The sequence below is a fragment of the Psychroflexus longus genome (assembly GCF_020164595.1).
Classification (GTDB): Bacteria; Bacteroidota; Bacteroidia; order Flavobacteriales; family Flavobacteriaceae; genus Psychroflexus; species Psychroflexus longus.
This window is the reverse complement of the sequence record NZ_JAIQZE010000009.1, coordinates 1-25,189: the sequence shown is the minus strand read 5'-3', so window position 1 is coordinate 25,189 and position 25,189 is coordinate 1. Positions and strand designations below refer to the sequence as shown.

The window sequence follows — 25,189 nt, the reverse complement described above, 5'->3', positions numbered from 1 at the left end:
CAAATATAACTTTTCAAATACTAATCAAGACAAACATGTGTTCCATATTGCATCTTCCGGTGGAGCGGCTTCAAAAGTGATTCTTTCTTTCCGGACAGGATGAATTATAGTAAGATTTCTTGCGTGAAGATGAATGCTCCCGTCTTTATTACTTCTGTCAAATCCATATTTGAGATCTCCTTTTATCGGCGAACCGATTGCAGAGAATTGGCTTCGAATCTGATGATGCCTTCCGGTTTCCAAAGCAACCTCCAAAAGATGGTAATTATCCAAAGATTTGATAAGTTTATAAGAAAGTATAGCTTCTTTAGATTCTGGAACGGGCTTGATGTGAGCGTAAGATTTGTTTTGCTTGGGATTTCGTTTAAGGTAATGCACAAGCCTTGCCGAATCTTGTTTGGGCTTATTTTTAACGACTGCCCAATATGTTTTTTGGGTATCTCTATCAGCAAATGCTTTATTTAATCTAGACAGAGCTTTGGATGTTTTAGAGAAGACAATCACACCACTAGTGGGTCTGTCCAATCGATGTACGACTCCTAAATACGCTTCGCCCGGTTTGTTGTATTTTTCTTTGAGGTAAAGCTTGACGATTTCACTTAGAGGAAGATCACCAGTTTTGTCGCCTTGGACGATATCTCCAGGTCGTTTGTTGATGACTATAAGATGATTGTCTTCAAAAATAATCTGAAGGTTTTCAGGAGTAGAATTCATGAGTTATCGCATTCTGTATATTTTAGAATATTTCTTTTAGCATTTTGAAACAAAAAAACAATCCTAGCTAAACAATCTATATATTAAGCATTAATAATCACGCCTTATTTTAAGTGAACATCACAAAGAAAAGGTGCAATATATCGTAAAGTTACAATTATTCATTGTTTATAAATTTGCGGTTTTTGCGAAAGACTAAGCGGTTTTTGCGTGAAGAACATATAAAGTTTTGATAATAAGAAATATGAGTGCTGACTAGTAGGATAAAACTATTTTGTAATTTGTAAGAATCTTACTTTTTTAGCTTTGCTTTATTGTACTCATAATTCATTTGAGCAATATTCAATACTGAAATATCCTGTGGGCATTCGACTTGACAAGCTTCGGTATTGGTGCAATGACCAAAACCTAAATCTTCCATGCGGTTAACCATATTAACCGTTCGTTTACTACTCTCTTTTTTTCCTTGAGGTAATTTTGCCAATTGACTGATTTTTGATGAGGTAAAAAGAGCTGCACTTGCATTCTTGCAGGTAGCCACGCAAGCTCCACAACCAATGCAGGCCGCAGAGTCAAATGCTGATTCTGCCTCATCGTGAGAAATCAAGATACTATTAGCTTCCGGAGCCTGTCCAGTGTTTACCGATATATAGCCACCCGCTGCGATGATATCGTCAAATGCAGAGCGATCAACCTTTAAATCACGAATAACAGGAAAAGCTTTTGCTTTAAAGGGTTCAACATAAATAGTATCGCCATCTTTAAAAGAACGCATGTGCAGTTGACAGGTGGTTGTATTTTTAAGGGGCCCATGCGCAATTCCATTTATCATTACTCCGCATTGTCCGCAAATACCTTCGCGACAATCATGATCAAATTCAACTGGACGTTCCCCACGTTTAGCCAGTTTTAAGTTAAGCATATCCAACATCTCAAGGAAAGACATTTCTGCATCAACTTCATCCAGAATATAAGATTCTAAATGACCTTTAGTATTTTGATTTTTCTGACGCCAGACTTTTAGATCTATTTTCATTGCAATTTTATTATTTGTAACTCCGTTGAGTAGGCTGAACATATTCAAACTCAAGGGGCTCTTTATTCAAAACAGGAGAGGATGCTTCTCCATTCCATTCCCAGGCAGCACTGTAAGCAAACTCCTTATCATTTCGTTTAGCTTCACCATCTTCTGTTTGATATTCTTCTCTAAAGTGAGCTCCGCAGGATTCATTACGATTGAGGGCATCGATACACATGAGTTCAGAAAGCTCCATATAGTCGTTTACTCTTCCAGCTTTTTCCAGTTCGCTATTAATATCTTCTGCATCACCAGGTACGAGTAGATTTTTCTTGTATTCCTCTCTGAGGTTCTGAATTTGAGAAATCGCACTCTTCAGACCTTCTTCAGACCGAGATAAGCCACATTTATCGTATAAGATTTCACCTAATTCACGATGAAACTCTTCTGCTGTTTTAGTACCCTTTTGATTTATAAACCGGTTCAATTGCTCTTGAACTTGCTTTTCTGCTTCAGCAAAAGCTGGATGATTTGTATCTGTTTTTTCAACCTGAATATGATCGGCTAAATAATTTTGTATGGTGTAAGGAGTTATATAATAACCATCCACACAGGCCTGAAGTAAGGAATTGGCTCCAAGTCTGTTTGCTCCATGATCAGAGAAATTTGCTTCACCAATGGCAAAAAGCCCGGGAATAGTAGTCATCAAATCGTAATCAACCCAAAGCCCACCCATTGAAAAGTGAGCTGAAGGGGAAATTTTCATCGGTTCTTTGTAAGCGTCAATTCCTGTGATTTTCTGATACATATTGAATAAATTTCCATAACGCTCAGCAATCAATTCCTGTCCGTATTCTTTGATGGCATGAGAAAAGTCGAGATAAACAGCATTTTTTAAAGCTCCCACTCCTTTGCCTGCATCAATTTGTTCTTTTGCAGCTCGTGAAGCAATATCTCGTGGAGCTAAATTTCCGAAGGATGGATATTTTCGTTCAAGGTAATAATCGCGCTCCTCTTCTGGAATCTCAACTGCTGATCTTTGCTCGTTGTTTGATTGTGGAACCCAAATTCTACCGTCATTACGTAAAGATTCCGACATTAGGGTTAGCTTGGATTGGTAAGGTCCACTTTGTGGTAAACTAGTAGGGTGAACTTGAGTCCAGCTAGGATTCGCCATCAACGCTCCTTTTTTATGCGCTCGCCAAATGGCCGATGCATTACATCCCATCGCTAAAGTTGAGAGATAGTAAATTTTACCAAATCCACCTGTAGCCAAAATAACCGCATGTGCGCCGTGGCGTTCAATTTCTCCAGTATCCAAATTTCTGGCAATAATTCCTTTTGCCTTTCCATCTATAAGGACAAGATCCAACATCTCATGGCGAGTAAAAAGTTGAACATTTCCCTGTTCTTTTTGTCTCATCAAGGCCTGGTAAGAACCTAGAAGCAACTGTTGTCCGGTTTGTCCACGAGAATAGAAAGTTCTTGAAACCTGTACACCACCAAAGGATCTGTTACGTAGATAACCGCTGTATTCTCTACCGAAGGGAACGCCTTGCGCGACTGCTTGATCGATTAAGCTAGCTGAACATTCTGCAAGCCTGTACGTATTCGCTTCTCGCGATCTGAAATCCCCTCCTTTAAGTGTATCGTAAAACATACGGTATACACTATCACCATCGTTTTGATAGTTTTTCATAGCATTGACGCCACCCTGGGCAGCAACAGAATGTGCACGCCGTGGTGAATCCTGAAAACAAAAACTTTTGATTTTGTAGCCCATTTCAGCTAAAGATGCTGCAGTCGAAGCGCCTGCCAATCCTGTTCCAACAACTATGATATTGAGTTTTTTTCGATTGTTTGGACTTACGAGTTTAGCATGTGCCTTATAATTGCTCCATTTATCTTTTAAATCTCCCTCTGGAATATTAGCGTGAATTTCTTTAGCCATAACTTAAAGGTTTAAATAAATATAGAAAGGAATGATGAAGTAACCTATGGTCATCGCGACTGCGAAAATCACACCTACCGATTTGACGAGACGATTATATTTAGGATTATACAAACCAATGGTCCTAAATGCACTAAAAAAACCATGTAATAAATGAAAACCCAAAGCTAAAATGGCGATAGCGTACAAAATAACATACCACAAATCCTGAAAGGCAGCCACTACCAACCCGTAAAGATCCTTATTTCCAGCAGAATCCATTGGAAGCGCCCCAAATTTGTAGATGAACCAAAAATCTTTGAAATGAATGACCAAAAAGGCAAATACAATAGTCCCGAGTAGCATCATTTGCCTTGAATACCATTTGCTGGCTCGATTTCGTTTATCTAAAACATAAGAAGAGCCAGAGGCTTTTTTCGCTTTGATACTTAGATAAATGGAGTCTATGGTATGAGCCAGTATACTGGCGTATAACACATAGGAAATTAGTTTTACCAGAATATTATTTGACAGGAAATCGCTGTATAAATTATACTGTAATCGTCCTTCATCTGGTGGCATTAAAAGTTGCAGATTTCCAAGCAGATGAATAATCAAGAAAAAACATAGAAAAAGGCCTGTTATAGCCATCAAATTTTTTCGGGTTATTGCGTTTTTAATGAACCACACTATTTTCCAGTTTTATTTAAGTATCTAATTTACAATATTCCTAACAAGAAATAAGAGCTTTAGATATTAATTGATTGGTTTACTGAGTATAATCAGTTTTCTGATAATTAAGAATTTTGAGTAGTATTCAATAAAAAAGCCTGCAAATTCAATATTAGCAGGCTTTCTAATTTTATAAATTAAAGCATTTTAGGTTTGAATCACACCTAGATTGAAGTCTTTGGTGATAGGAGCGTGGTTAGCAACTTCTATCCCGTTAGAAATCCATTTTCTGGTGTCTAGTGGTTCTATGACGGCATCTGTCCATAATCTGGCTGCTGCATAGTAGGGGCTGGTTTGCTCGTCGTAATTGTTTTTTATTTTGTCGTAAAGTTCTTTTTCTTTCTCTTCAGTGATTTTTTCACCTTTCGCTTTTAGTCTTGAAGTTTCAATAGAAAGCAAGACTTTGGCTGCAGAGTTTCCGCTCATTACAGCAAGTTCAGCACTCGGCCAGGCAAAAATTAATCGTGGATCATAAGCCTTTCCACACATGGCATAATTTCCAGCGCCGTAGGAATTACCAATTATCACCGTGAATTTAGGGACTACAGAGTTACTCACAGCATTTACCATTTTAGCTCCGTCTTTTATGATGCCTCCGTGTTCACTCTTACTGCCTACCATAAATCCAGTCACATCCTGAACAAAAACCAGCGGAATTTTTTTCTGATTACAGTTGGCGATAAATCGAGTAGCTTTGTCGGCAGAGTCACTGTAAATAACACCACCAAACTGCATTTCACCTTTTTTGGTTTTTACAATCTTTCTCTGGTTGGCTACAATACCGACAGCCCATCCGTCAATTCGAGCGTAACCAGTGATAATGGTTTGGCCAAATCCTTTTTTGTATTCATCAAATTCAGAGTCATCCACAAGACGCTCAATAATGGGCATCATATCGTATTGATCACTTCGTTTAGCTGGAAGTAATCCATAAATTTCTTTAGGATCGAGTTTTGGTTTTTTTGGCTTTTTGCGATTAAAGCCTGCTTTGTCAAAATCTCCAATTTTGTCTACAATGTTTTTGATTTTAGTTAGCGCATCTTTATCATCAGTTGCTTTATAATCTGTAACACCACTGATTTCGCAATGCGTTGTTGCGCCACCAAGCGTTTCATTATCCACACTTTCGCCGATGGCTGCCTTTACTAGATAACTTCCAGCAAGGAAAATACTTCCCGTTTTATCCACAATCATGGCTTCGTCGCTCATGATTGGAAGGTAGGCGCCACCAGCAACACAGCTACCCATAACCGCAGAAATTTGCGTAATGCCCATACTACTCATTACTGCATTGTTTCTGAATATTCTCCCGAAATGTTCTTTATCTGGAAAAATTTCATCTTGCATAGGAAGATAAACTCCGGCACTATCCACTAAGTAAATAATTGGTAATCTATTTTCAATTGAAATTTCCTGAGCTCTCAAATTCTTTTTTCCTGTAATAGGAAACCAGGCGCCAGCTTTTACTGTAGCGTCATTGGCGACAACTATAACTTTCTTTCCAGAGACCTTTCCAATCTTCACCACAACACCACCTCCAGGGCAACCACCATGCTCTTCATACATCCCCTCACCTGCAAAAGCTCCAATCTCAATAGCATCATTGGCATCATCAAGTAGAAAATTTATTCGTTCACGGGCTGTCATTTTTCCTTTACCATGATGCTTTTCGATTTTTTTCTCGCCACCACCAAGACTTACTTTAGCAAATCTGCTTCTCAAGTCTGAAACCAAAAGTTTATTGTGATCCTCGTTTTTATTGAATTTTATGTCCATGAAATAAGTTCTAAAAATTGAGTCGCTAAAATACAAAACCAATCCAATAATCCTTAATCGTTTTCGCTAACTCTTGCTTTATTTTTATTCTGAATTTGCTGTTATTCACCTAAACTAAAACCTATTTTCTTAAAATTAAACACCTTAAATCTTCAGGACTAGCTTTGTTGTTATAAATTTGGCCTTTATTTAATTTAGTGACAAACAAGCAACCCACATCTCGATCTACTTTCAGGAAAATTCTTCGATTTACTCTTAGATTCCTTCTTATAGTTTTTATCCTTTTTATTCTACTTATCTTATTTGTAAGAAGCCCTTGGGGACAAAATATCATTATAGGAAAAGTAACTGATTATGTGAGTGAAAAGATCGACACTGAATTTACTATTGGAAAGCTTTATCTAACTTTTTCAGGTAATTTGACCTTAGAAGATCTTTATCTGGAAGACACTTCACAAGATACTTTGGTGTATTCAAAATATTTAGAAGCGAATGTGCCTTTTCGACCTCTTCTTTTTGGTAATAAAATTAAAATAGACTTGGTAGACTGGCGTGGATTAAAAGCTAACGTCCAACGAAAAGATACCGTCGAGGGTTTCAATTATCAATATATAATTGACGCATTCGCTACGCCTGAAGAAAATACAGAGGGAGCCAATGCAGAAGAAAAGCAAACGGATTCACCTCAAATATCAATCGGTCGTATTTCATTTTTAGAATTTGATTTGTCCTACAAAGACGAGGTGACAGGAATTGATACTCAACTTGTTTTAGGCAATTTAGAAGTAAAGAGTGAAGAGATTAATTTTCAAAATATGAAATTTCATTTATCTGAAGTTAATTTGAAAAACACTTCTTTGGTGTTTAACCAAAATAAAGAAGTACCACCTTCAGAGGATCAAGAAACATCGAAGTTACCGTGGATTCTAGTGGATAATTTGAGCATAAGTGAGGTTGAAATAAATTATAATTCTCAACCTCAAAGTATAACATCTGAAACATATTTCAACGATTTCACTCTGTCTGAACTGGACTTGAATCTGGATAGTCAAGTTTTGAATTTAGATCAGTTGGTCTGGAAAGATAGCCGTATGAAGTTAGAGATGGATTCTACTCAGAATACAAGTGAAGACCCTAAAGAATCTACAGAACCACAGTCGTTTTCCTGGCCGGAGTGGACTGTTTATGTAAACAAACTTGATGTTAAAAACCAAAACATTGAATTCTCCCAAAATGGGAAAAGACCAGAAAAAAATACGTTTTCTTCAGAGGCGCTTGCATTCAATTCATTCTACTTTAAGCTGAATAATTTAGAAGTTTCCAAAGACGAAAGCTTGAGATTTGATCTCAACGACCTACGATTTGAGGAAAAGAGTGGACTTTACTTGCAGGAGTTTAAAGTGGATGCGCGATTAAATTCAGAAGAAACTATTTTACAAAATCTGAGATTCAAATTGAATAATAGTTCGCTCAATGCTAACCTGAAATTGAACTATACCGATCTTGATTATTTGATTAACTCAACTGAAAAGTCACTTATAACTTTGGATGTTAGCAGCATAAAAGTTGATGTAAAAGATGCTTATGTTTTTTCTCCTGAGTTAAAGAAAAATAAACAAATTCAAAACCTTGCACTATATTCCTTTAAAGGAAAATTTAAGGCTGAAGGTGACCTTGAAAAACTCAATGTTCCAGAATTCAGCCTTGGTTGGGGAAAGAATACTAAAATTGAATTCAAAGGAAGCCTTAGTAACCTTAATGAAGTTCAGGCTTTAGGTTTTGATTTGAAAAGTTTTAAAGCAAAATCGAACCGTAAAGATCTATCTAGATTTGTTTCTGCTGAAGGTCTAGGAGTTTCATTTCCGGAAAAAGTGGTCCTTTCCGGTAATTTTAAAAAAGAAGGGAACGACTTTTCAACGAAAAGCAAGCTTGAAAGTTCATTTGGGGCTATTGAATTAGAGGGATATCTCAATTCAACCACTACTTTTAATTATGACTTAAATGCGGATTTAAAATCCATAAAACTTAGGGAGATCTTCAAAAATGAAAATCTTGGAGAACTGAGTATGCAACTTTCTTCTAAAGGAAATGGTAAGTCTATTTATGATCTTACTGCTCAGCTATCTTCCAAAATTGATAGTATAAGATTGGACGACTATGTGTTTTCTGGCCTTAAAATACAAGGTGATTTAGAAGATGGTAAAGGAGATGTAGAATTTGATTATAGTGACGATAATCTTCAATTTGATTTTGCATCAGCTTTAGAATTGGATTCTATTTCAAATAAAGTTGATCTGAACTTTAATTTAGAAGGTGTAAACACACAGGCACTTGGACTTTCCTCCAAAGACTTGAGAGCAAAAGTGTTTGCTAAAATTCAATTTGAAGGAAATCTCGAGAAATTTAAACTCGATGCTCAGTTAAATGACGGCTTGGTGGTTTATGATGATCGTCCTTATTATTTAGGTGGTTTTGATTTCTTTTCTAAGGTAGATTCGACTCAAACCATTGCAGAAATTTCAAGTAAGTTTTTGAATGCTAATTTGGCATCAAATTCAAATATTCAAGGGATTTCCAATGCTATACAAAATCATTTTAAAACTTATTCTAAAGACATAATTCAGAGTAAAATTTCGAACTCTAAGGTTAACCTGGATTTAAAACTAGATTTTGTTAATTCTCCAATTTTGTCTGACGTATTTGTAGATGGGATCCGACAAATGGATACACTTAAAGCTTTTGTCCAGTTTGAAGGAGAAAAAAATAAACTTGCCTCAAGCCTTAAGCTTCCTTATCTAAACTATCAGGACAATGAGATTTTGGGTTTAGCACTCGATCTGGAGTCCAACGGAAATTCTGCGAATTTTAGCTTTGGGTTCGAGAATATTTCTGCTGGCCCTTTGGATGTAGCTGAAACCCTGTTGCAAGGTAAGTTTGAAAATGATTTATTGAGTTTGAATTTGGATGCTTCCAAGGATGAAAAGGGCTTTTTTAGCTCTTTGATTACAGTAAAATTTGAGGAAAATGGCCTCTACAGAGTCTCTGTTTCTCCGGATCAATTGATATTGAACGCTTCTGAGTGGTCAATACCAGATAATAATGAGATCGTATACCAAAACGAGAGAATTGATGTTACTAATTTTAAATTGAATAGAAACTCTCAAACCATTGAGTTAACAGACAAGTTAGATTTTGAAAAAAGACACCTGGGAATAGTTATCGATAATTTCAAACTTTCTAATTTCACGAGTTATTTTAATCCAGATGAAAAACTGGCTGGAGGGAAATTGAGTGGTAATTTAGTTTTGATAGAACCATTTGTTTCTAATGGATTGGTTTCCAATCTCAATATTGAAGATTTACGAGTCACAGAGGTTCCTTTAGGAAACTTATCATTAATAGCAGAAGCAAAATCCGATGAGGATTATGACTTAAAATTTAGCTTGAAAGATGCGGGGATTGACCTTGATGTAAGGGGTAATTATCATGCAAGCTCAACAGAAACCAGCATCGATTTCACCATAGGGTTGAATAAACTTGAAATGGAAACCATAGAAAGTTTTGCTCAAGATTTCATCAAAAAAACTAATGGATATTTAAAAGGTAATTTTGAAATCAATGGACCTTTGGATGATTTAGGTTACAAAGGTGATTTGACCTTTAACGATGTTCAATTCAATTTAAAATTACTGAACACGCTTTACAATCTGAAAGATGAACGAATCGAATTTTCTAAGGATAAAATCAGTTTAAATGAATTTTCAGTTGTAGATGATGATGGAAATCAGCTATCTGTTAATGGGTCCATCTCTACTCAAGAACTAACTAATCCTAAATTTAATTTGGCTTTTGATGCAAAAGATTTTCAATTATTAAATACAACAGCAGAAAATAACGATTTATATTTTGGCAAGTTGGTTTTTGATGCTTCAGCAAAATTAAAAGGAGACCTAGATTTTCCGAAGGTAAATCTTGACCTATCCATAAAAAATGCAACAAACCTTACTTACATAATTCCAGAATCTCAAGCTAGCATTAAAGAAAGAGACGGGGTCGTAGTGTTTGTAAATAAGCAAAACCCAGACGACATTCTCACTCAAAAAGACGAAGAAGACTTTGAAGCAATCTTGACAGGAATCGACTTAAATAGTAATATTACCATTCAAGATAAATCTAGAGTAAAAGTTATCTTGAACAAAAGGACCAACGATAATGTAAGCATACAAGGAGGCGGAGACTTTAAGTTTTCGATTTCAAGAACTGGTAAAATGAATCTTGCTGGTAAGTATGAAGTTTCAAATGGTAGCGTTGAATTGAATCTTTACAATATTGTAAAGCGCAAGTTTGATATTGCTCCAACAAGTTCGGTGACATGGAGTGGAGATCCATATAACGCAGAATTGGATTTGAGAGCTATCTATAAAGTAGAAACATCTGCAAGTTCTTTAATGGCTTCTCAAACAGCTGGAGAAAATTCCATTACACAAAATAGATATAAACAACAGTTACCATTTTTAGTTTATCTAGGGGTTGAAGGACAGTTGATGTCACCAGAACTCAATTTTCAGCTAGATATGCCAGAAGATAGACAAGGCGCTATAAATGGGTCCGTTAATTCAAAAATTTCTCAGGTTAATCAGCAAGATGATCAGTTAAACAAACAAGTGTTTTCATTGCTGGTATTGAACCGCTTTTATCCTGAATCTGGAAGCGACGGAAGCCAGGGTGGACCAGCGACAATGGCAAGAGACAACATCAACCAGGCCTTATCGGATCAATTGAATACATTTTCAGATAAACTGACTGGGAATACGGGTATCTCACTCAATTTTGATGTAAATAGTTATACAGACTATCAAGGAGATACTTCTCAAAATAGAACTGATGTAGATGTAACAGCACAAAAGAAATTGATGGACGATAGACTTGTTGTTGAAGCAGGAAGCTCAATGAATGTGCAGGGTGAGCAGCGAGCAGGAGAAAGCCAGGCACTTGTAGGGAATGTAAGTGTAGAATACTTACTTACAGAAGATGGAAGATGGAAATTGCGAGGTTTTAGAAAAAGTGAATATGAGAATGTCATCGATGGGCAGGTTTTCGTTAGCGGTATTGCACTTATTTTTACCCGGGAATTCAATAAATTCAAAGTACTTTGGGATAAAGCTTACAGAGAATCTTTAAAAGAAGAAGAAATTGATACCAAATCAAAATCAGAACAAAACAAAGAACAGGAAACTGAAACCAATAAGGATGAGTAGCTTTTTTAAATACTTTTTGTTTGCAAGTATTGCATTTTTTGTGTTGTCTTCTTGTAGTATTCAAGAGTACATTCCAGAAGGTAAAACCTTGTACAACGGGTCAGTAATTAAATTTGAAAACAAAAAGGGGAAAAATAATGATAAATTGAAGTCCAAACTTAATTCTGCAATTTCAAGAAACACGAATACCAAGTTTCTTGGAATGCGACCAGGTTTATTCTTCAATTACAAAGCAAGTAGAGAAAAGCCAGGTTTCATCAATAAATTCTTGAATAAGCAAATTGGAGAAGATCCCTATTATTTTCAAGACATCAGCGTCTCAGAGGCGGAAAAAATTCTAAAAAACAGACTACAGAATAACGGTTACTTTGGTGGTAGTATATCTTCCATAGTAGAAATTGACTCGGCTGATGTCTCAACATCCGTGAAATACTCAATTAATTTACCAGAACCTTATAGCCTTGAATCTTACAAGCTCAATAAAACTTTTGAAGACCCTCTCCAGATTTTTAAGGATATTCAGTCTTCTTTAGAATTTACTGAAATTAAAGAAAAAAGTCTTTTCAATTTTGATGAACTCATTTCTGAACGTGAGCGAATCGATAATTATCTGAAGGATCGAGGTTACTACAACTTCAATTCAGATTTTTTAATTTTTGAAGCAGATACAAATGCTTATGATGACAGGCGATTCAATTTATATTTGAGATTGAAAACTCAGGTGCCAGAAAAGTCTCTGGTTCCTTACGTTATTGATGAGGTTAATATTCATCCTAACAGAACTTTAGCCAATAAACAGGAGACTAAAGATACAATCAATTACCAGGGTTTTAACTTTGTACAAAATGCAGAATTTATTAAGCCAAAATACTTAAAGCCTTATGTTCTTATCGAACCAGGAGAAACTTATAATCCTAAACTATCCAGATATACAAGTAGACGTTTATCATCCCTAAACACCTATAAGTTTGTAAATATCGATTATCAGGAAGTCGACACGCTTACTAATACCGGTGGTAAAAGACATCTCAAGGCAGATATTTTCTTGTCTCCTATGAACAAACGTTCCTTAAGGCTGGAGCTTCAAGGCGTAACTAAATCTAATAATTTTGCTGGTCCAAATTTGAGTGTTGTTTATTCCAACAGGAATTTATTTAAAGGAGGAGAATTGTTTAGACTTTCTCTTAGTGGAGGTTATGAGCAACAATTTTTTGGAAAAACTGGAGACCAGGGACTGAGTAGTATCCAGGTAGGATTGAATGCTTCGATTTTGTTACCAAGATTGATTTTTCCTATAGATCTTAATGAAAACTTTGCGTATGCGATTCCCAAAACTAAAGTAAGCCTTGGTCTTGACTATTTAAGCAGAACCCAACTTTACACTTTAAATTCTATTTCATCATCCTTTGGTTACCTGTGGGAAGGTAACAGCTATGTCACTCATCAATTGAAACCAATCAACTTAGAATATGTTAATTTGGGTAATACTTCAGAAGATTTTGATCAAATTCTAGATAACAATCCTTTTTTAAGACGAAGCTTTGAGCAGCAATTTATAGCTGGTCTCACTTATAATTTTACATACAACGAAATTAAAGACCAGTCGACAAGCCAGGGTTTTTATTTTGGGCTTAATTACGATATGGCTGGTAATGGTTTGAATTTATTGGGTTCACAGAACGATGCTGGACAAAATGAATTCATAGGACTTGAATATGCTCATTATTTTAAGGCTGATTTGGATTTACGCTATCACCTAAAATTAGATGAAAAAAGACAAAAGCTCATAGGAAGAATTTTTGCAGGCATGGGTCAGCCAATGGGAACGACCGAATCTTTGCCTTTCATAAAGCAATTTTTCTCAGGTGGGCCCTATAGTGTACGTGCCTTTAGAATACGTTCATTAGGTCCAGGAACTTTTTCTCCAGAAGATAATAGCAATTCGTTTTTTGATCAATCCGGAGATATCAAACTGGAAGCGAATTTAGAATACAGATTTCCTATTTCAGAATATTTGAATGGAGCATTTTTTGCAGACGCAGGAAATGTCTGGCTTGTCAATGAAAACGAAGCGACACCAGGTGGTAAATTTTCTTCAAATTTCTTAAATGAACTTGGGGCTGGAGTAGGTTTTGGTTTGCGTCTAGATATTCAAGGATTTGTCATTAGGCTAGATTTAGCTACGCCTATCAAAGAACCAACAACTTCATGGAATTTTGATTCTGCAAACCCAGTACTCAATTTTGCTATCGGTTATCCTTTTTAAAATTTAATTCTGAATTTACTCGATTAATTTATTAAGGTGGACCTAACGTATTAAGACATTAGTTAGGTTTGAATCTGCGAATAATTTAAGAAGTCGAGTCTAATACTGCTCCTCTTCGTTGGGGAATTTTTGAGCTTTTACATCTTCGTTATAATGTTGGATCGCCTTTGTCATAACCGATTCTAAATCAGCATAACGTCTTAAGAATTTAGGGCTAAATTCTTTGTTCATTCCCAACATATCGTGAAGCACAAGCACTTGGCCATCAACTCCGGCACCGGCACCAATACCAATTACAGGAACCTGAACGCTTTTTGCCACTTCCTCTGCAAGTTTAGCTGGAACTTTTTCAAGAACAATCGCAAAACACCCAATACGTTCTAACATGAGTGCATCTTCTTTAAGTTTTTTTGCTTCATATTCTTCTTTAGCTCTCACCGTATAAGTTCCAAACTTGTAGATGGATTGTGGCGTTAATCCAAGATGACCCATTACAGGGACTCCAGCCTTTAAAATACGTTTGATAGAATCTTTTATTTCGCTTCCTCCCTCAAGCTTTACGGCATGAGCTCCACTTTCTTTCATGATGCGGATCGAAGACCGTAAAGCTTCTTTTGGATCGCTTTGGTAACTTCCAAAAGGTAAGTCAACCACAACCAAAGCTCTTTTGACTGCACGTATCACCCCGGAAGCATGATAAATCATTTGATCAAGAGTAATGGGAAGTGTAGTTTCATGACCAGCCATGACGTTGGATGCAGAATCCCCAACCAAAATCACATCTATTCCAGCATGGTCAACAATTTGAGCCATGGTAAAATCGTAGGAAGTCAGCATAGATATTTTTTCAGAATTTGCTTTCATCTCGATAAGAGACTTAACCGTAATTCTTTTGTATTGCTTCTTGGCTACAGACATAATTTTAGTTTTATTTGAATTGCTAAATTACTTAATTTTAAGTTCACGCTCAAACGATTTCATAACCCGAAACTAAAACCAGCTTTGCCATGAATATTATTCTATTTGACGACCATTTACGCTCACAGTTTCTTCCCTTAACCTTTACTAGACCTATTGCAGAGCTACGATTAGGGATTTTAACACTAAAAGAAAAATGGGAGCATATTTCCAAAGCTGCTGTTTCTTACAAAACTGAATCTTATCTCACAAAAAAATATCCTGAACAGGTTGAAGGAGACAATCTTTACATCAATGCCAGATATTTAGCTTCTGAAGAATTTTTTGAACAGGTGAAAAATTTAACTAATGATGAAGTTCTGATGCATGGCGAAATTGTTTTGGCTTATCGATTATCTAAAAACGAAAGTCTTGATTTACAAACACTCATAGACTCTGAACTAAATATAGAACTGGATTGCATAGAACATGTGGCCGATTTATTTTCAAAAAATCATAAGGCGATTGAGGATGACTTTAAGTTACTTACTAGTGGAAGAACTTCTCAGCCTGTTCCTGAAACGGTAACTTGTTTCAACCCCGATTTAATCTTTATAGAAGAAGGAGCCAAACTGTATAATGGAACACTCAATGCTACTGATGGTCCTATTTATATAGGTAAAGAAGCCGAGGTGATGGAAAATTCAGCCATAAGAGGACCTTTTGCGCTTTGCGAGTATTCAACAGTAAAGATGGGTGCTAAAATTTATACAGGAACGACAATTGGTCCACATTCCAAAGTTGGTGGAGAACTAAGTAACTCTATGATTTTAGGTTATTCCAACAAAGGACATGACGGCTTTTTAGGGAATTCTGTAATCGGAGAGTGGTGTAATATTGGAGCAGATACGAACACCTCCAATCTCAAAAATAACTATGCGAATGTGAAACTTTGGGATTATGATTCTGGAAGGTTTAAAGACACAGGGCTTCAGTTTTGTGGTTTAATTATGGGAGATCATTCCAAATGCAGTATTAACATGATGTTTAACACAGGCACTATCGTTGGAGTGAGCGCCAATATTTTTGGGTCTGGATTTCCGCGTAATTTTGTACCGAGTTTTAGTTGGGGAGGAAGTCAAGGTGTGATCACTTACAAATTGAATAAAGTGTTTGAGGTCGCAGAGCTCGTGATAAAACGCCGAGGCCTGAGTTTGACTCAAGAAGATAAATCTATTTTGGAAGAGATATTTGAAAAGACGTCAAGTTATCGCCGAGATTAAAGATTATTGAGATTGATTTTATGAGGGAAATTCGCATTGAAGATTATAAGAAGCCCCAAATTTCAAATGATTTATTGGAGGAGCTTTTCAAACGAAATTGGTTCAAATCATTTGTGCCCAAAGAATTTGGCGGCTTAGAGCTTGAATTAAAAACAGCGAGTCATCACATCACTGAAGCTGCAACCCATTTTGGTGGATTGGGATGGGTGTTGAATCTTGGAGGGGGAGCCAACTGGTTTTCAGGGTTTTTTGAACCTGAAATAGCTAAAAAAATATTTTATCCTTCAGAAACAGTTATTGCTGGAAGCGGTGCAGTTAGTGGAACTTTCAGAACTAAAGATACTAAGGTGATATTAAATGGTAAATGGAGTAAATGCTCAGGAGCAGCGCATGCGAATTACTTTAGTCTGAATGCAAAAAATGAGGATACTGGGGAAGTAATGTCTTTCGTTGTTCCTGGAGATTCAGTAAAATTTGCTGAAGAAAAGTGGGAAATATTAGGATTAAAAAGCTCTTCATCTTTAACAATCCACTTGACAGATGTTGAGATTCCGAAAGATTTTGGATTTCAAATGAATACAATAAAAAATAATTCAGACTATAAAGTGCTCCACATCCCGTTTGAAGAATTTGCACGCGTTTGTATGTCCTCCTGTTTTATTGGCATTGCACTAAGTTTTTTGAATTCGTTAAAGTCAGATCAGATTTTTGATAAAAATTTTGATACAGCTACGGATTTACTTCAGAAAAAAATAGCGAGAGCCATTCTGCTTCGAGATCACTTCGCTGAAAAGATTGAAGAACATTCAAACGAGGGCAAGCTCACTAATAATATTAAAACTGATCTAAAAAATAAGCTTAGCAAAGCACATCTGTTGATCTTTGATGAAATTCAAGTCTTATTTAAAAATGGAGGAGTAACGTTGATAGAAGAAAATAAACTTTCACATTGGGCTTATCGCGATGTGTTGACAGCATTTCAGCATTACTTCATAAAACCTGGATAATCTTATTATTAATAAATTTTATAAATGTTAGCTGAAGTTGCAATGTTCATCTTTACTTTTGCAAGCATGTTTTCAGAAATAAAAAGAAGGATAAAAAAAGTTTTAGAATTAAAGTATGTGAAAATATTGGTAGATTCCATCAAAGATTTCACTTCCAACGATTCCATGAGTTTTGCTGCTGGAACCGCATTTTATACCATTTTCAGTCTTCCTGCTTTATTGATTATAATTTTGAATCTAGGAGCTAGTCTCTATGAAAGATCTGAAATAAGAGAAGAGCTTTTTAGTCAAATTACGAGTCTAGCCGGAGATGAATCGCGACAAACTTTAGAAAGTATTCTGGAAAACTTTGCCTTCAATGCTGACAGCGCTATCTCTGCTACCATTGGTATTTCAATTCTTATTTTTTCTGCAACTACCGTTTTTGTGAGCTTGCAAAGAGGTATTAATCATATTTGGCACATCAAACCTATCCCCAACAGAGGTTACGTTAAACTAGCTTTTGACAGGCTCTTAAGTTTTTCCATTGTGTTGGTTATTGGTTTTATTCTTATCGTTTCTTTAATCCTGGATGCTATTGTATCCTATTCTTTTGGTAAATTGGACAATTTGCTGCCTGATATCAATTTAGAATTGATATCTATAGCTCAAATCATAATCTCACAATTAATCCTCATTGTAATTTTTGCTTTGATGTACAAAATCCTACCAGATGCAAAAGTGCGATGGAAAGACACCTGGGCTGGAGCAATGGTTACAGCTTTGCTTTTTATTGTCGGTAAATTCCTTATTGGTCTATATATGGGGACTAACGATTTGAGTTCTACTTATGGAGCTGCAGGTTCTCTTGTTATACTGTTAATTTGGATCTACTATTCTGTGGTTATCTTCTTATTTGGTGCACAGGTGACCTACTATATAGCCCGAAATATTGGTGGTGGGGTAAAGCCTAAAAAAGAAGCTGTGAGAGTAGAAGAAGTAGAGGTTGAGGAATAGTCTCTAAAATTTTTAACTTAGGTTTTGATTTTCAATAAATAGTTGTATTTTTGCAATCCTTTTGAATGCAACACAAGAAACGTTTAAAAGGTTGATTTTAAATAATTTAATCTCTTCTGCGAGTTTTGCTTAAGTTTCTTGGACGAACAGAATACAAATTTTAAATCAGCATATGGCTGAAGACAAAACAACTAAAGAGCAACAATCAGTTGCAAGTTCTGAAGAATCAACTCCCAAAGTTGCCCCTTCTGAACAACAAGAAAATCCAAAACAATTTCTAGAAGATTTCAACTGGCACAAGTACGAAGAAGGTATTGATGAAGTTGATGATGCACAGTTAGAGCAATTCGAAAAATTAGTTGAGGAAAATTTCGTAGATACTCTTCATAATGAAGTTGTAGACGGAACAGTAGTTCACCTTACAGATCAAGATGCGATTATCGACATTAATGCGAAAAGTGAAGGTGTAATCTCATTAAATGAATTTCGTTACAATCCAGATCTAAAAATAGGAGATAAGGTAGATGTTCTTATCGACATTAAAGAAGATGCTGAAGGTCAACTTATTCTTTCACATAGAAAAGCGAGAGTTATTCGTGCTTGGGAGCGTGTTAATAAGGCGCAAGAGGACGGAACAATCGTAAACGGTTCTGTAAAATGTAGAACAAAAGGTGGAATGATTGTAGATGTTTTTGGCATCGAAGCTTTCTTGCCAGGTTCTCAAATCGATGTGAAGCCTATTCGTGATTATGACGCTTACGTAGGAAAAAACATGGAATTTAAAGTTGTTAAAATCAACCACGAATTCAAAAATGTTGTTGTTTCTCACAAAGCGCTTATCGAAGCGGATATCGAAGAACAGAAAAAAGAAATCATTGGTCAGCTAGAAAAAGGACAAGTGCTAGAAGGTGTTGTGAAAAACATTACTTCTTACGGAGTCTTTGTAGACCTAGGTGGTGTAGATGGATTGGTTCACATTACTGACCTTTCTTGGTCAAGAATTAACCATCCAAATGAAGTGGTAGAATTAGACCAAAAATTGAATGTTGTTATTCTTGATTTCGATGAAGACAAGACAAGAATACAACTTGGTTTAAAACAATTACACAAACATCCTTGGGATGCTTTAGATGAAGGTCTAAAAGTTGGTGATGTTGTTAACGGAACAGTGACAGTTATAGCAGATTACGGTGCATTCATCGAAGTAGAAGAAGGTGTTGAAGGATTGATTCATGTTTCTGAAATGTCTTGGAGTACTCACTTGAGATCTGCACAAGACTTTGTGAACGTTGGTGATAAGATAGAAGCAAAAATTCTTACTCTTGATAGAGAAGATAGAAAAATGTCTCTTGGTATCAAGCAATTAACTCCAGATCCTTGGACTGATATTACAAACAAATATCCTGTTGGATCTAAGCATGTTGGTGAAGTAAGAAACTTTACAAACTTTGGAGTGTTTGTAGAACTTGAAGAAGGAATCGATGGTCTAATTTATATTTCTGATTTGTCCTGGACTAAGAAAATAAAGCATCCATCAGAATTCTGTAAAGTTGGAGATAAACTTGACGTAGTCGTATTAGAACTTGATGTTGAAGGACGTAAATTGAGCCTAGGACATAAGCAAACTGAAACAAATCCATGGGATAAATATTCTGATGAATTTGCAGTGGGTACTAAACATGCCGCATCTATCACTGAGATAGTTGATAAAGGCGCAACTGTTGAGTTCAATGAAGATGTTACAGCTTTTGTACCTCAACGTTACCTTGAAAAAGAAGATGGTACAAAACTTACTAAAGGCGAAGCAGCAGAATTTATCATTATTGAATTCAATAAAGAATTCAAACGTGTTGTTGCTTCACATACATCTATCCATAGAGAAGAGGAAGCTCAGATCGTGAAGAAGGCTGCTAAGAAGTCTGAAGACGAATCTAAGAAAACTACTTTCGGAGATGCCAATGCAGAACTGCAGGCACTTAAGGATAAAATGGAAAATAAATAATTTTAATTTATTATAGATTTTGAAAACCCTGCTTTAAAAAGCAGGGTTTTTTTATGAATATAGTTTAAGGTTAATTTTTTTTTAATTCAATTTCAACATTTATGATTTGTTTTACCTTAGAAAGAAAACATTTATGAGCGAATTAAATACATCTTCACTGGAAAAATCAAAAGCCATAAAACTAGCTTACAATGATTATGGAAGTGGTCAGCCTGTTATATTAATTCATGGATGGCCTTTAAATCGTGCTATGTGGGAATATCAAATTGATAGTTTGGTAGCCAATGGCTATAGAGTCATTTCTTACGATCGCAGAGGATTTGGTGAAAGTTCGAAGCCCTGGAATGGATTTGATTATGATACCTTAGCAAGTGATCTTAAAGATCTTATTGAGACATTGAAACTTGAAAATATTATTCTTATTGGATTCTCTATGGGTGGAGGAGAAGTAGCCAGATTTATTGGAAACTATGGAACTTCGTTAATTGATAAAGCTGTTCTCGTTTCCGCTGTAACACCATTTATGCTAAAGACAGAAGACAATGATGCCGTAGATGCATCTGTATTTGAAGGCATGAAAGAAGGCATATCAAAGGATAGGCCTCAGTTTTTTAAAGAGTTTGGTAAAAACTTTTATAATTACGATACCTTTAAAAATGACCGAATATCAGATTCATTTCTAGAATTTACCTGGAATCTCGCTATGCAAGGTTCTAGAAAAGCAACTTTAGACTGTGTGGACAGTTTTGGAAAAACTGATTTTAGAAAGGATTGTAAAAAAATTGATATCCCAACACTTATTGTACATGGAAATGGAGATCAAATTGTTCCTTTGGAAGTTTCAGCAAAAAGGGCAAATGAATTAATATCAAATTCTAAATTAGAGGTTATTAAGGATGCACCGCACGGTTTAGTGACTACTCATCACGAGGAGTTTAATTCTATATTACTTGACTTTTTGAAATAGATTTTTTGACCATATTATACAAAATTAAAAAAGCCACTCTTAAGTGGCTTTTTTAATTTTACTTATCAGTTTACTTGTCAGACTTTGATTTCAATAATTCTGAGAATCTTACTTTGAATCTGGTAAATCTAGGAATCGATACATTTCTAATATAAGGATTATTTGGATTATTGACCTTATAGTCCTGATGGTACTCTTCTGCCATCCAGAATTTATCAAATTCTTGAATTTCTGCTGCTATTGACTTATCATATTCTTTTGATAATTCTTTTATCTTATTATCAATCACTTTCTTCTCATCGTCATTCTGATAAAAAATGATAGAACGGTACTGAGAACCTATATCTGGACCTTGTCCATTTTGCTGAGTGACATTTTGTGAACCGAAATAAACATCCACAAGAGTTTCAAAAGTTACTACCTCTGGGTCATAAATAACCTCAACAGCTTCAGCGTGACCAGTTCTACCAGTATTGCTTGACTCGTAGGTTGGGTTTTTTGTATGACCGCCAGAATAGCCAGAAAAGACTTCTTCTACACCTTTTACGCTTTCGTAGATGGTTTCTACACACCAAAAACAACCGCTGGCAAAATAAGCTCTTTCATAAACCTTATCATCAAAACTTGATGAAGCCTTCTCACTCGGACTCGCGGAGTTTTGAGCTTTAGTACAACTTACAAAGAAAATGAAAAGTAGAATTAAACTAAAAAATGATTTCATGTTTTTTGCTGTAAAATTAGGAGTTAAATTGGGGGACATCAATTAAGGTGACGTTAAATTTATTCATCTTGAGTTACGATATTAATGTTTTAAATACAAAAAAAGCTCGAAGTTTCCTTCGAGCTTTTAGTAAATATTAGTTGATAAAAGAAGTTAAGAAAGTTTTGTAAACATTTTCTCCATTTTTTCTTCTTCTTCTCGAGCTAGTTCCTGGTCTACTAGGATTCTACCACTATGTTCATCGATAATGACTTTACGTCTGGCAGCGATTTCTACTTGAACTTGTGGAGGTATCGTAAAAAATGAACCACCTGAAGCACCACGCTCAATAGTTACAACGGCCATTCCATTTTTTACATTTTTACGAATTCTAGTATAAGCCTTAACCAAACGCTCCTCAATATCTTTTTTGAATTTGTCGGACTTTTCAGTAAGAGCAGTTTCCTCTTTTTGAGTTTCGTTTAAGATATTGTCAAGTTCAGACTTTTTGTGATCAAGGTGATTTTGTCTTTCGGCTAGTTTCTCTTTGGTTTCTTCTATAACAGCAGTTTTGTGCTCAATTTGCGCACTATATTCTCTGATGTGCTTTTGAGCCAATTCAATTTCCAATTCCTGGAATTCGATCTCTTTAGTCAACGCATCAAACTCTCTGTTATTTCTAACATTGTCTTGCTGACCTTTATACTTCTTGATCATAGCTTCTGCATCCACTATGAACTGTTTTTTCTCCTTTATCTTCTCTTCTGTTACCTTCAGATCAGCATCAAGCTTTTCAATTCTTTTGGTAAGACCTGCAACTTCATCTTCCAAATCTTCAACTTCAAGAGGTAGCTCACCTCGCATATTTCTTATTTCGTCAATACGTGAGTCTATTAGTTGTAAATCGTATAGAGCTCTTAATTTCTGCTCTACTGTAACCTCTTTTTTCTTTGCCATAATCAATAGTATTGAATTGGATTGGTATTAATGTTAGATAAAACGAGTGCAAAATTAGGGATTTTTTTCGTAAGATAAGCATGTATTAATTCTTTTGTATACTGCTCACTTTCATAATGTCCTATATCGACCAAAAGAATCTCATTTTCAGCCTTATAGAAGTCATGATATTTTAAATCTGCTGTTATATAAATATCAGCTTTTGCAGCTTTAGCGCGTTCTATGGCAAATGCGCCGCTACCTCCCAATACCGCAACTCTTTTAATAGGTTTTTCGTTAAGTTGAGAATGCCTTATAGCTCCTGTTTTAAAAACAGCTTTTATATGTGATAAAGCTTCAGAATGGTCAAGAGCTTTATCAAATTCTCCGACCATTCCTATTCCGCGATCCTGATCATTATTTTCCAGTGTTTCAATTTCATAAGCAACTTCTTCATAGGGATGGCTTTCGAAAAGAGCTTTTAGTATTTTTGACTGCAGATGTGCGGAGAAGGTCATATTGATTTGAATTTCTTCCTCAAACTGAGTCTTTCCAGGCTCTCCAATAGTTGGATTGGAATTTTGATTTCCGTTGAAGGTACCAGTGCCTTCAATATTGAAACTGCAAAAGTCATAATTTCCAATGCTTCCGCCACCAGCATCAAAAAGTGAATTTCTCACGGCTTCAGCATTAGCTTTTGGTACATAGGTGGTTAGTTTCTTTATGGTTTTTGGTTTAGGAATAAGCACCGAGGTGTTTTTCAATCCTAGTTTTTCACAAATCATTCCGTTTACGCCTGTAGACACATTATCCAGAGCAGTATGCATGGCATAGATGGCGATATCGTGTTTGATGGCCTTGTGCACGACACGTTCAACGTAAGTTTTATTATTCAGCTTTTTTAATCCTGAAAAAATGATGGGATGAAAGCTTATGATCAAATTGCAATTATTATTTATTGCTTCATCAACTACTGATTCTAATGTATCAAGTGTTATCAGTGCTCCAGTCACTTCCATATCTTGTTCCCCAATAAGTAATCCTGTATTATCAAAATCTTCAGCATAATAAGAAGGAGCAAGTTCTTCAATTATATCAATAATATCTTTTACAATCATCTGTATGGTTTTAAAGTCTAAATTTAAAAATTATAATTTTGCAGTCATGAAATACCTAAGATATTTACTCTTTCCTTTTTCAGTTCTTTACGGCTGTGTCATGGCTGTTCGGAATTTTCTCTACAATGTAGATATCTTAAAATCGAAATCTTACTCAACTCCCATTATCTGTGTGGGAAACCTCAATACTGGTGGTACTGGAAAATCACCAATGATAGAATTGCTAATTAAAGTACTTAAAGAAAATTACAACCTAGCCACTTTAAGTAGGGGTTATAAGCGCGTGACCAGTGGATTTTTAGAAGTAGAACTATCACACACTACTTCAGAGGTAGGGGATGAGCCACTTCAGTTCAAAACTAATTTTCCAGAAGTATTCGTAGCTGTAGATGAGAATCGACAGCGAGGAATATCAAAGCTACTCAGCACACATTCAAATTTGGATGTCATCTTGCTTGATGATGCATTTCAGCATAGAAAAGTTAAACTAAGCCTATCCATACTTCTTACAACCTACGGAGACCTTTATACTCAGGATTTCATTCTTCCTACTGGAAATCTAAGGGAATTTCAAACTGGAGCTAAAAGAGCAGAACTCATCATCGTGACCAAATGCCCAAACACACTTTCAATTGATGAACAGAAAAAAGTATTTAGACACTTAAAACTAAAATCTTATCAAAAACTGTTTTTCTCTACGATTGTTTATTCTGAACTTGTGACAAGTAAGACTGAACGTATAGAGATTGCAAACTTCGATGATTTTACTTTAGTCACTGGCATAGCAAACCCTAAACCGCTAGTGAACCATCTAAAGTCAATTGGTAAAACTTTTGAACATATTCAATTTCCCGATCATTATGAATTTTCAGAAAGCGATCTAGAGCATCTTAAAATACAATCTAAAATCCTGACTTCACAAAAAGACTTCATGCGATTGAAATCAAAGCTTGAATTAAAAAATTTATATTATTTGCCAATAGAAACTCAAATATTGAATCAACCCCAATTTTTGGAAGATTTTATTAAAGTTCATATATCTTGAAACTTTTAAATATTATATTATTAATTCATTTTTTTGTTTGTGTAATATAATCTTTTGATTAAATTTGCAACCTGAAATAAATTAGTAAAGACGTTACGATGAAAAAAGGAATACATCCAGAGAATTATAGATTAATAGCATTCAAAGATATGTCTAACGATGATGTATTTTTAACTAAATCTACAGCACAAACCAAAGAAACCATCGAAGTTGATGGAACTGAATATCCTTTAATAAAACTTGAGATTTCAAGAACATCTCATCCTTTTTATACTGGTAAAACTAAACTCGTTGATAGTGCAGGACGTATTGATAAGTTCAAGAACAAATACAAGAAATTTAAAAAAGAAGAAAAATAAGCTAAATTATATTTATAAAAAAAGCCTTCCATTGAGAAGGCTTTTTTTATGATTATACTGTCCCGTCCTAATATAGCGATACACTAAAATCAAGTGTATATGGAATCACCAACAAATAAAGGGTATGTAAAGCGAACCCAAAAAGATTATTCGCTTTCTTTTAAGCTTCAGGTAGTCGAAGAAAT

At 35.5% G+C, this 25,189-nt stretch carries 18 protein-coding genes; 9 read left to right on the top strand and 9 right to left on the bottom strand.

What is annotated here, in order from left to right; translation table 11 throughout:
- Positions 1-24 precede the first annotated feature (24 nt).
- The 5 genes from LB452_RS09065 to LB452_RS09045 form a co-directional block, all read right to left on the bottom strand.
- Entirely contained in the window at positions 25-714 is a 690-nt protein-coding gene (locus LB452_RS09065; RefSeq protein ID WP_224461419.1) for an RluA family pseudouridine synthase, read from the bottom strand.
- A 292-nt stretch (positions 715-1,006) separates the two neighbouring features.
- Positions 1,007-1,750, bottom strand: coding sequence for a succinate dehydrogenase/fumarate reductase iron-sulfur subunit (locus tag LB452_RS09060; RefSeq protein ID WP_224461418.1), 744 nt, complete (start codon positions 1,748-1,750; stop codon positions 1,007-1,009).
- A 10-nt stretch (positions 1,751-1,760) separates the two neighbouring features.
- On the bottom strand, positions 1,761-3,683 hold the full coding sequence (locus LB452_RS09055; protein WP_224461417.1) for a fumarate reductase/succinate dehydrogenase flavoprotein subunit: 1,923 nt from the start codon (positions 3,681-3,683) through the stop codon (positions 1,761-1,763).
- Positions 3,684-3,686: 3 nt separating this feature from the next.
- Positions 3,687-4,343: a succinate dehydrogenase cytochrome b subunit gene (locus tag LB452_RS09050; RefSeq protein WP_224461512.1), complete on the bottom strand. Its 657-nt coding sequence runs from the start codon at positions 4,341-4,343 to the stop codon at positions 3,687-3,689.
- A gap of 198 nt (positions 4,344-4,541) precedes the next feature.
- Positions 4,542-6,170, bottom strand: a complete 1,629-nt coding sequence (locus LB452_RS09045) for an acyl-CoA carboxylase subunit beta (RefSeq protein WP_224461416.1) — start codon at positions 6,168-6,170, stop codon at positions 4,542-4,544.
- 356 nt (positions 6,171-6,526) lie between these two features.
- Between LB452_RS09045 and LB452_RS13580 the strand changes: the two genes are divergently transcribed.
- Positions 6,527-11,428: a translocation/assembly module TamB domain-containing protein gene (locus tag LB452_RS13580; protein ID WP_224461415.1), complete on the top strand. Its 4,902-nt coding sequence runs from the start codon at positions 6,527-6,529 to the stop codon at positions 11,426-11,428.
- Positions 11,421-13,694: a translocation and assembly module lipoprotein TamL gene (gene tamL / locus LB452_RS09035; protein WP_224461414.1), complete on the top strand. Its 2,274-nt coding sequence runs from the start codon at positions 11,421-11,423 to the stop codon at positions 13,692-13,694. Before LB452_RS13580 ends, tamL begins: the two co-directional genes overlap by 8 nt.
- A gap of 99 nt (positions 13,695-13,793) precedes the next feature.
- On the opposite strand, the gene panB is transcribed toward tamL, so the two are convergent.
- Positions 13,794-14,612, bottom strand: coding sequence for a 3-methyl-2-oxobutanoate hydroxymethyltransferase (gene panB / locus LB452_RS09030; RefSeq protein WP_224461413.1), 819 nt, complete (start codon positions 14,610-14,612; stop codon positions 13,794-13,796).
- Between the two features lie 89 nt (positions 14,613-14,701).
- Between panB and LB452_RS09025 the strand changes: the two genes are divergently transcribed.
- The 5 genes from LB452_RS09025 (at position 14,702) to LB452_RS09005 (ending at position 20,846) form a co-directional block, all read left to right on the top strand.
- Positions 14,702-15,874, top strand: coding sequence for a GlmU family protein (locus tag LB452_RS09025; protein ID WP_224461412.1), 1,173 nt, complete (start codon positions 14,702-14,704; stop codon positions 15,872-15,874).
- Between the two features lie 20 nt (positions 15,875-15,894).
- On the top strand, positions 15,895-16,881 hold the full coding sequence (locus LB452_RS09020) for an acyl-CoA dehydrogenase family protein (RefSeq protein ID WP_224461411.1): 987 nt from the start codon (positions 15,895-15,897) through the stop codon (positions 16,879-16,881).
- A 24-nt stretch (positions 16,882-16,905) separates the two neighbouring features.
- The gene (locus LB452_RS09015) at positions 16,906-17,877 is read left to right on the top strand and encodes a YihY/virulence factor BrkB family protein (RefSeq protein ID WP_224461410.1); all 972 of its coding nucleotides are present in this window, start codon (positions 16,906-16,908) and stop codon (positions 17,875-17,877) included.
- Positions 17,878-18,049: 172 nt separating this feature from the next.
- Entirely contained in the window at positions 18,050-19,879 is a 1,830-nt protein-coding gene (gene rpsA, locus LB452_RS09010; RefSeq protein ID WP_224461409.1) for a 30S ribosomal protein S1, read from the top strand.
- A 133-nt stretch (positions 19,880-20,012) separates the two neighbouring features.
- Complete coding sequence (locus tag LB452_RS09005; protein ID WP_224461408.1) at positions 20,013-20,846, top strand: alpha/beta fold hydrolase; 834 nt, start codon at positions 20,013-20,015, stop codon at positions 20,844-20,846.
- Between the two features lie 70 nt (positions 20,847-20,916).
- Here LB452_RS09005 and msrA read toward each other — a convergent pair whose 3' ends face one another.
- From msrA to LB452_RS08990, 3 genes are all read right to left on the bottom strand, one after another.
- Entirely contained in the window at positions 20,917-21,567 is a 651-nt protein-coding gene (gene msrA / locus LB452_RS09000; protein ID WP_224461407.1) for a peptide-methionine (S)-S-oxide reductase MsrA, read from the bottom strand.
- A 153-nt stretch (positions 21,568-21,720) separates the two neighbouring features.
- Positions 21,721-22,503: a zinc ribbon domain-containing protein gene (locus tag LB452_RS08995; RefSeq protein ID WP_224461406.1), complete on the bottom strand. Its 783-nt coding sequence runs from the start codon at positions 22,501-22,503 to the stop codon at positions 21,721-21,723.
- Positions 22,504-22,505: 2 nt separating this feature from the next.
- On the bottom strand, positions 22,506-23,600 hold the full coding sequence (locus LB452_RS08990) for a Nif3-like dinuclear metal center hexameric protein (protein WP_224461405.1): 1,095 nt from the start codon (positions 23,598-23,600) through the stop codon (positions 22,506-22,508).
- 46 nt (positions 23,601-23,646) lie between these two features.
- Between LB452_RS08990 and lpxK the strand changes: the two genes are divergently transcribed.
- Positions 23,647-24,645 carry a tetraacyldisaccharide 4'-kinase gene (gene lpxK / locus LB452_RS08985; RefSeq protein ID WP_224461404.1) on the top strand — a complete coding sequence of 333 codons (999 nt, stop codon included), beginning with the start codon at positions 23,647-23,649 and terminating at the stop codon, positions 24,643-24,645.
- 98 nt (positions 24,646-24,743) lie between these two features.
- Positions 24,744-25,004 carry a type B 50S ribosomal protein L31 gene (locus LB452_RS08980; protein ID WP_224461403.1) on the top strand — a complete coding sequence of 87 codons (261 nt, stop codon included), beginning with the start codon at positions 24,744-24,746 and terminating at the stop codon, positions 25,002-25,004.
- Positions 25,005-25,189 lie beyond the last annotated feature (185 nt).